Below are 7,559 nucleotides of genomic sequence, written 5' to 3'. Positions count from 1 at the left end.
CAATACGTGCCTGAATATCTATACAGAAAACCGGGCTTATGCAAGACCTTTCAAAACAGAATTCGGATAAGAATCCTTTCTTTCCGGTTAGAATCTGCGTATTACCTCAAGTCGCATCGTGGGGTAAGGGGATGGTGGCTACATATTGATGTTGTGCTGTTGCTTTTTACTGAAAGCTGCTACTAACGACTCATAAATCTACCCTTAATCGTGTATTGGATGATAGTTGCGGATTTTAGGATAATAAACATTCGGATTGCCCCAATACATATACGCTTGTCCGTCATCATCAATAAATACGGTAGGGTCAATATCATCCCAATGCTCTTTTTGCCAAACTAATGGTTTATTCAAAGGGTCTTTAAAAGGACCGTAAGGAGAGTCGGATACCAATACGCCAATACCATTACCGTGAATCGGGCAATACATGTAAAACTTGCCATTACGTTCGATGACCTGTTCTGCCCAGGCACCATTATCACGTTTCACCCAATCAAAACTCTTCAGAGAAGCGACCGCTCCGTGATCGGTCCAATTCACCATATCAGTGGAGGTATAAAGCAACCAGTCCAACATTTTGAATCCTTCGGCATCATCCTCATCATGGGTTGTATAAAGGAAAACGGTATCGTTATATACCATCGGAGCCGGATCGGCAGTATATTTTGTTTGTATAATAGGATTTTGTGCAGTTCCTGAAGTAGCGGCAGTGATTGCCAACAAAAACGACACGCCTAAAAATTTAAAGTTTCTCATATTCTTTTATTTAAAATGGTTATTTGGTTATTAATACTCCACCATTGCAAGGAATAGCCAATTGTAATTCTTGTTTCTTCCCTATTTCTATTTGTTTCACACCACCCTGCAATGCCTTATCATCACTAAATAGTCTCACCTTTTCTCCATTGGAGAACATCGGCAAATTAACTTTAAGTTTCAGTGTTTCCTTCTGCGCATTTACTCCGGCAATATACCATTTGTCACCATGACGACGGGCAAGAATAACGTATTTACCAGGATAACCGTCAATGAAACGTACTTCGTCCCAAGTCGTTGGAACCTCTTTCATAAAATCAATTGCCCACGACGGAGCATCGGTCAGGTTATTCGGTGCCAAAGCGAAATGCTGTACCGGACTCTGAAATAGCACCGCCGTAGCCAGTGCGTAGACATCTGATGTCACCCGCCGGCTTCCCCGTGGGGCATTATCCGCATTATAATATTTGTTCAATGCACTACCTCCAAAATCCATGCTACCTACCGTGTTACGGATAAACGGATGTAAGGTAGCATTAAAGGCCTCATTATCACAGCTGCCTTGAGAGAAATGAAGATTTTCACTAGCCAATACAGCCTCACTCGATGCGAAGTTAGGATACATACGTTCCCAGCCACGAGGCAAAGTGCATCCATGAAAAATAACCAGAAGGCCGTACTCGTTTGCATCCGACAAGATATCCTCATACAACTGCATAGTCATTTGCTTGTCACCTCCGAAAAAGTCAACTTTTATTCCACGAATGCCAATGCTTTGCATCCATTTCATCTCCTTACGTCTGGCTATCGCATTATCCATGATACTTCTCGGAGTTTGCGGAGCATCATTCCAATACCCATTCGAATTATACCACAAATAAAGAGCTACCCCTTTGTCCTTCCCATATTTAGCCAATTCTTCAATTTTATCACGTCCTATTTGTTTATCCCACAAGGCATCCACCAACACGGACTGATACCCCATTGCTGCCGAAAAATCAATATACCGGAGTTGCTCTTTATAATTAGTACTTCCATCCATACCGATAATCCAGCTCCATGAACCCCGTCCATACGTATACTCTCCTTTTGCCGGATAAAGCGGTTTTACAACATCAAAAGGAACCGTTGTCTCCACTATTGGAGCCAAAGTCTTGCCCACAGTAATAGTACGCCAAGGCGTCTCGCCCGGTAATGCTATCCCCGGAGAAACCGTACCATTCCCATTTGCTTCACCTTCTTGCGGAAATCCAATGGTATACACTCCTCCTTTGTGTCCCAACAGACGGCTCGCACAATATCCACCATTTACTCCCGTTTCGGAAACAAGTACCCAACCATTATCTCCATTACGGAATAGGCAGGGAAATGTATACCCTTCTCCCCAGCCATTTTTGCCTGCGACATCATCTGCCGTATAAGACGTCTCATAACTTGGAGAAGTACGGGCAAATCCTCCCATCGGTTTACTTTGCGGACAAAGGAAAGTGGTGGTTCCGTCAGGGAATGCAAATCCTGTGACTTCTTGCTTAACCACGCAACTTAGTGTCTCACCTTGCGGATACATCTTATATTTAAAAGCAACATCGTTATTACTTATGCGGAATATAACATCATAAATTGTTTTCCCTTGTTGCGTAAACGAAAATACAGCTTCATTGGCCACATAACGAACCTTGCTCTGCTTAATAGAAGCCAACTCGTATGTTTCATCTATTTTATTGGTTGAAACATTCTTCTCCAGCGACATCCCCGATGAGAAATCTCCTATATTTGCAATAATCCCCAATGGAGATGGCTTCAAAAAAAGAACATTGTCATAACTAACAGAATAAGAAGGTCTTCCATCCATATCTGCGACTGTTACTACCAACTTTCCATCAGGACTTGTTATCTGTTTATTTTCTGCACTTGCAACGCTACTACCCAATAGCATAGCCATCACTATAAAAAACTTCATCATATTTCTACTTTTTAGATTCTTTTCTACTGACATAATCACACATTCTATTACAATCAAAACTTTACAGAAATCGCTTTCCCATTATAATCGACGTTTTTTTGAGTCCCGTCCTGAAGAGTTACAGTAAACTTACGGTTCTTCAACATTCCCTCATACGCACCTTTTCTTGCCCCTATCGTCAATTTACGAGATGCATTATTCCAAGAGATTGGAATTTCCGTATAAGCTCCTTTTTCATAATTGTAATTATCAAATTCATCTTCATATAAAATGAAGTTTCCATTCGCACCCGCATACACCTTCAATTCAAGATGATCCCACGGTTTTTCAGTTGCATACTGAACTTGTGGACCGACAGGAATAATACTACCCGCTTTTACATACAATGGAATAACATCCAGTGTAGTCTCTTTGGTAATTTCCTTTCCGCCTTCATGTTTCTCGTTCGTCCAGAAGTCATACCATAGCGTTCCTGCCGGTAAGTATATGTTAGTAGATTTCGTTTCCATGAAATCCACAGCAGCGTCAGTTTTTGTTTTTTTCGCTCCATCTCTGTTCCATCCTTCTTCTTCGGAGACTTTTACCACAGCTTCCGGTGTATATTGTGCATGAGCAATCGGAGCTACAAGGATTGATTTTCCAAACATATATTCGTCATTGATATCCCACACCTTTCTGTCATCTACAAAATCCATCATCAAAGCGCGCATAAAACTCGATTGGCGATTGCTCACCTCCCAAGAAGTAGAATAAATATAAGGCAACAGAGAGTAACGCAAACCTATCATCTTCTCGATAGCATCATATACAGGCTCACCCTTCTTTCCGAACTTATAGATTTCCCTATAAACATCCGTCCCGTGCGAACGCATCATCGGATTGAACGTTCCAAACTGCAACCAACGCACATAAAGCTCCTGATACAATGGATTTTTTGAAGCACTATCATCATTCCAGCTTTTATTATAGTGTCCTGCAAAAAAGCCACCAATATCACTATTCCAGTGAGGCATACCACACAAAGAAAAGTTTAATCCGGCAGGAATCTGATTTCTAAAACTCTCCCATGTGGAAGCGACATCACCACTCCATACATTTGCACCATAACGTTGTTGCCCCAAAAATCCCGAACGGGTTAAAATAAACACACGTTTGTCCGAAGTCACTTCACGCTGATGGTCGTAAACCCCTCCGACAGTCATCAACGGATAAGCATTGCGCACCTTACGGAACGAGCCCAGATAGGTTTTGGTATCCATATCCTCCGGCTTCCAGTCCAAATGGTCGGGTTCGGTAGAGTCCATCCACCAGGCATCCATTCCCAGCTTGAAAATTCCGCCATTCAGATATTTCCAATAAATATCACGCGCTTCGGGATTGTAAGCATCATACACTCTTACACCGGAAGGATATTCCATGTTGGGGGGCCATGACTCCAATCCCGATTGCGGCCAGGTAGTGAAGTTAAACAACATCCCTTTTTTATCCAATTCTCTATAAGGCTTGGTCATCGGTCCGAATGACGACCAGATAGATATAGCCATGTGTGCGTTCATCGCATGGACATCCTCAATCATCTTTTGAGGATTATTGAAAGTCGGATTCTGAAAATCCATCGCATTCCACAAATAGTTATGCCCCCAATATTGCCAATCCTGAATAATGCCATCCAAGGGAATACCCAATTCACGATATTTACGAACAACGTCTACCACTTCCTCCTGGCTCTTATATCTTTCTTTACTTTGCCAGTAACCATAAGTCCATAAAGGAAACATCGGTGCTTGCCCGGTCAAGCTGCGTACTTGTGCTATTACACCATCGGCATCCTTCCCATACATGAAATAATAGTCTACACAATCACCTACTTCAGAACGAAAAGATGTTTCAACTTCGTTGTCCGTAAAAAGAGTCGGCGAATAGTTATCCCAAAACACACCATATCCTTTAGTGGACTGGAAGAAAGGTGACACATCTTCAACATTTCCCTGTATCAGATTTTTAGTCATGTTCCGCTGAATCATCTTTCCATTTTGCAATTGTCCCAAACCATAAATGGCTTCCTCCTTATCTAATATAAAAGGTTGATAAACCTGATAAGTTTTTGTCCCGGCATCATCGAAATCGATAAACTGCATACCGGATTTCTCTGCCAATAATGATTTGCCATCCTTTGAGAAATAAGAAACAATTCCCGTCCCGGTGTCCACACTGACACTTAGTTCACTGGTATTCAATACAATCTTATTATCTTTTATATCAGCTTTGAAACTTACCTTTTCAGGTTTTGCAATTACAGAAAGACTCTCTTTTTCATAGGCAACACCTTCCGGAGACTTTATTATCCTCGCCACAGCAGGCGCAAAAAATTGTACTTCTATATCCACTGCATTCACTGTGGTCTTGATACCCGACGATGTTTTCTGATAATTTTGTGCGAATAAAACATTTGTACTGAAGCATAAACATATACCCCAAAATAGATGATGTATTTTCATAATTATAGAATGATAAGGTTTCTAATTAATTACCAACAGATGTTGCATACAGCCCAATCATTGCTCCTGTAAAGCCACCAGCCTCATTAGTAGAAAGAATATCGCCGGAAACGGTTCCTCCTAAATTTAGGAAACTCTTGCCATCAATCGAATAATTAAAACGATAACCATCTCCATTGGCTGTTACTTGCAGTGTCACAGGTTTCTCTGTTTCTATTTTCATCTCACCCAGGACACTCGCTTGTCCTTTTTCGGTTCTTTGCAGCATCAGGTAATAGTCTTTTCCCTTTTTAGTGATACCGAAAACATAGTGATATCTTTCATTCTGATAACATGTTATACCGGCAAAATCTTTCTCATTTTTTGGTTTGTACTCCATGGTTGCTGCCGCGGTAAATTGATTATGCTGCTGACGGTAGAACAAAGTAGAAGTAGGTTTCACTTCATTGATATTTGAGGTAAAGGGGACGATCCGCAATCCTTTATCGGTCATATCAACGAATTCTTCACGAGGACCTCTAAGACCGATCCATCTAAAATCTAATGTCTTATCGGAGAAATCATCCTTAAAGACAAAGTTGCCACTAGGCAAATAACCGTTTTTCCCTGTTTGGTTCTCAACTCCCGAAGGCATCTTCAATGTAGGTTTCATAGGGATAAGCCCATTCTCGAAAACGGGAAATATTCCGCTCCAGTCCACCGGAAGAATAAAAGTTTCGCGTCCGGTATTCACTCTGTTCTTCTCATTGGGGCGTATTCCTAAAAATACACCATAATATTTTCCGTCGGGTCCCTCCACTAAGTCTGCATGACCAGCCCAGTCTACTTTATCCGCCCGGTTTGCAGGAAAATAACGTTGAGTTAAAATAGGATTATTATTTGCCGGAAGATAAGGTCCTTTCGGATGATCACTTACAAAAATAACTTCGCTATGCCAGCCTCCGGTTCCTCCTTCCGCACACATTAAGTAATAACGTCCATCTTTCTTATAGATATGAGGAGCCTCAATCCATATCGGTTTTTCTTCTATATTGACGCCACCGTTTACAATGATCCGGTCCGTTCCCGGAACCACTTTATCATTTTCCACATCATAATCCCATATTTTTATGACACGGTGTCCCGAGTAACGCTCGTTTGCTTTAGCAGGAGCATCATTATGTACCACGTATGCCTTGCCATTATCATCAAAGAAAAGAGAAGGATCAATGCCTTCAAATTGAAGTTTGACCGGATCGCTCCAGCCATTCTCCGGATTCTTTGTCTTTACCACCATATTTCCAAAGCCACCGGAAAATTGAGTCGTTATCATATAAAACGTATCATTATTGGGATTATATCTTATAGCAGGAGCATATACACCAGCACTAATACCGCAATCTTCAACCTTTAATTGTGACGTTCTGTCCAGCACATGACCGATTTGTTTCCAGTTGACCAGATCATTAGAATGGAAAATAGGCACCCCGGGAAACATAGCAAAAGATGAGCACACTAAATAATAATCATTCCCTTTCCGCGTTATACTCGGATCGGGATAGCAACCCTGCAAAATAGGATTATAGAACTCACCCGGCTTTAAAGGATTGTTTTGATAAATAGCATCCTCCCCCTGATAAATAAATTGCGTAAAGACAGGAGCATTTTTTGTTATTTTACCCTTGCCACTCACCTCCATATTAAAAAACAGCATAATAAATACGACAAGCCCCAAGGATTGCCAGCCCGACAAAATCAAATTTAATGTTCTCATATTATCACTTTTTATTTTCTATAATTTTCTGTTCCATAGTAGTGTTTGCAAATGTATCGATTCGGTTTTATCATATATGTACAATCATGATACAGGCATCTATATACAGGTTACATTTATCACAGACATGTAACATGATTCTTTTCTGATGTAACAAAAAGCCCCAAAACAGAAAAATGGTAAGATAAATGACTACATTACCTATTATTTCAACACTTTTATCCCCATCATGTAAAAGACTGAATATCAAGCATTAGCAAATATTCATTTTCCTTTAAAAGAAAGCCCCCGTTGGTTTAAAAGAAACTCTAAGTTTGCAGTTAATAGATAAGAGGTCGGAAATTTATTTTAAAAAAGTCAAGCGAGACGAATAATTACCTCCGCATCTTATCAGGAAAATATCAGTCTTATTATCTTTGTTGTATTAAGATAAAGACTGATAGGCGGGAAGAGGACACCATAAAAGAGAAAGCACTTGAGGCTAGCCCACGTAACGGCCTCTCTCCGCCAAGCTGCAAAGCTCCGATAGAATATCAAGGTTGCGAGCCTATTTAGAGTTTAGAGTTCAAACAGCTTTTACCAGTCTTAG

General features: G+C 40.8%; 3 protein-coding genes and 1 pseudogene. All 4 read right to left on the bottom strand.

The annotated features are described in order from the left end of the window. Positions 1-231: 231 nt before the first annotated feature. A pseudogene (locus tag HMPREF0106_RS14020) lies at positions 232-756 on the bottom strand (family 43 glycosylhydrolase); the annotation flags it as partial. 19 nt (positions 757-775) lie between these two features. Then, a complete protein-coding gene (locus HMPREF0106_RS14025; RefSeq protein WP_032851279.1) occupies positions 776-2,752 on the bottom strand; it encodes a glycoside hydrolase family 97 protein in 1,977 nt (658 codons plus the stop codon). 20 nt (positions 2,753-2,772) lie between these two features. Then, positions 2,773-5,217, bottom strand: a complete 2,445-nt coding sequence (locus tag HMPREF0106_RS14030) for a TIM-barrel domain-containing protein (RefSeq protein ID WP_009039781.1) — start codon at positions 5,215-5,217, stop codon at positions 2,773-2,775. A 25-nt stretch (positions 5,218-5,242) separates the two neighbouring features. Then, the gene (locus HMPREF0106_RS14035) at positions 5,243-6,970 is read right to left on the bottom strand and encodes a glycoside hydrolase family 43 protein (protein WP_009039780.1); all 1,728 of its coding nucleotides are present in this window, start codon (positions 6,968-6,970) and stop codon (positions 5,243-5,245) included. Positions 6,971-7,559 lie beyond the last annotated feature (589 nt).

It is taken from the genome of Bacteroides sp. D22 (genome assembly GCF_000163675.1).
In the GTDB taxonomy this organism is placed as follows: Bacteria; Bacteroidota; Bacteroidia; order Bacteroidales; family Bacteroidaceae; genus Bacteroides; species Bacteroides xylanisolvens.
This window is presented reverse-complemented; position numbering and strand designations above follow the sequence as displayed.

What these genes read in the sequence shown, in the direction of transcription:
- HMPREF0106_RS14025 (WP_032851279.1), bottom strand. Translation starts at nt 2,752, where the DNA reads ATGTCAGTAGAAAAGAATCTAAAAAGTAGAAATATGATGAAGTTTTTT.
- HMPREF0106_RS14030 (WP_009039781.1), bottom strand. Translation starts at nt 5,217, where the DNA reads ATGAAAATACATCATCTATTTTGGGGTATATGTTTATGCTTCAGTACA.
- HMPREF0106_RS14035 (WP_009039780.1), bottom strand. Translation starts at nt 6,970, where the DNA reads ATGAGAACATTAAATTTGATTTTGTCGGGCTGGCAATCCTTGGGGCTT.